This is a genomic window from uncultured Cyclobacterium sp. (genome assembly GCF_963976465.1).
In the GTDB taxonomy this organism is placed as follows: Bacteria; Bacteroidota; Bacteroidia; order Cytophagales; family Cyclobacteriaceae; genus Cyclobacterium.
Genome location: NZ_CAXBOC010000702.1, coordinates 1 through 1,844, shown reverse-complemented (window position 1 = coordinate 1,844; position 1,844 = coordinate 1). Strand labels below are relative to the sequence as shown.

Below are 1,844 nucleotides of genomic sequence, written 5' to 3'. Positions count from 1 at the left end.
GGCAAATACTACGCCAAACCGACTGTTTAAATTGCTGGCACTCCATGAATTCCGATCAACAATGGTTCGGCTTTTCCCTTTAAAAACGAGGGTTCCTGTTTCCGGATAAATCCAATCTGTAATTCCTGATGTAGCATTATAATACTCAAAAATGCCGGCTTCCTCTGTTATGCTATGCAACTGCCCATAAATCCATAATTCGTAGGTTTGTAAATTAAGCTTTTTACCGGGGTTACTAGGTTCAATAGATTCAGCAAAAAGATATAAACTACCTACCTCTTCTGGTTGGGTTAATCTCACTTCTTGTCTCTGCCCAATAAACACCCGGCTGAGCCGGTCCGGATAATTTGTCGCCGGTATCCACTCTGTTCCATTGTATTGTTCCCAAGTATTGGGATCGTCCCAATCTCCCACCCCATCTTCAGATAAATTGCTTCTAAAACAGTTGCTATCAAGGGGGATGGCAGCTAAGGAAGGAAAACTTAAGAATGAAAATAGCGTAGCAAGGATAATGGTTGTTACAAACCGTTTAGGATAATTAGAAATCGCTATTTTATAAAAAATATCCATAACAAAAATGAATAATTAATTAAAATAGTGAATTTATATAATTATTCAAAATATATAATTCAAATAAACTTATATAAACTTCTTTTATATCGCCTTGAACCGTAAAAACAAACGAATCAGTAATCCTTTTATTTAAAGAAAACGGATATCAGGATAACTCAAATATTACTTTAAATTTGTGAGGTAATCTGACATTTCCCTCATACTGCATTTAATATTATGCCATTAGAAATTCTCAAGCACAACTTCCGCAAAACACTCTATTTGGGTATCTTTTTATTTCTAGCTTTTTTTACCACAGTGCCGGCATCTGCTGCGACGTACAAAATTAGCCTGCTTACCTGTGACCCCGGAGATGAGTTGTACTCCACATTTGGCCACAGTGCCATTCGGATTGTAGAATTAGAAAGTGGACAGGATCTGGTTTTCAATTATGGAACCTTCGATTTTAACACGCCATTTTTCTATATTAAGTTTATTCGTCGCACCTTAGATTACCAATTGTCTTTGACTACCACAGCCAATTTTTTGAGGGAATACAATTATTTCAAACGAAATGTCAGGGAGCAGGAATTGAACCTCTCCCCTGAGCAAAGCCAGGCAATTGTGGCTTTTCTGCAAAACAACTACCAGCCTGAAAACAGGAAATACAGGTATGATTTCTTCTTTGACAATTGTGCGACCAGAATTACCGACATGATAGAAAGTGTTTTGGGCCAATCATTAAAATGGAATTACCCTGCTGAATCGGATGAAAAGACTTTTAGGAATTTAATTGATGAGTATGTTTACCCGCTTCCATGGTCCGATTTAGGCATAGATCTTGCTCTGGGTGCAGTGATTGACAGGGAAGCTACTGAGGCTGAAAAAGCCTTTCTTCCGGATTATTTGGAAGCATCATTCGGAAGGGCTACAATCATAGGAGATGGACCGGAAAGGCCATTGGTGAGCCGGACCAACACCATTTATGACTTCCCAAAAACAGCAGATAATCAGGTTAATTTATTTAATCCTTATGTGGTTTTTTGGGTATTTGCGATCCTTGTTGGTATTTTAACCTTTATTGGTTTTAAGAAAAAACGTTTGTTCAAAGGTTTTGACATCAGCCTCTTCACCATTTTGGGATTGTTGGGAGTATTACTTGTATTTCTCTGGTTTTTCACTGCGCATTCTCAAACCAAAAACAATTGGAACCTCTTTTGGGCGTTTCCGGGTCATTTGTATATCAGCTATTTATTGATCAAAAAACCCAATAAAGCGATTTTGAAAAAACT

At 37.6% G+C, this 1,844-nt stretch carries 1 protein-coding gene and 1 pseudogene; one reads left to right on the top strand and one right to left on the bottom strand.

What is annotated here, in order from left to right; all coding sequences use genetic code 11:
* A pseudogene (locus AAC037_RS24080) lies at positions 1-570 on the bottom strand (T9SS C-terminal target domain-containing protein); the annotation flags it as partial.
* A 219-nt stretch (positions 571-789) separates the two neighbouring features.
* Between AAC037_RS24080 and AAC037_RS24075 the strand changes: the two are divergent.
* Positions 790-1,844 (top strand): DUF4105 domain-containing protein (locus tag AAC037_RS24075; RefSeq protein ID WP_339906213.1); only part of this gene is annotated, 1,055 nt, incomplete at its 3' end.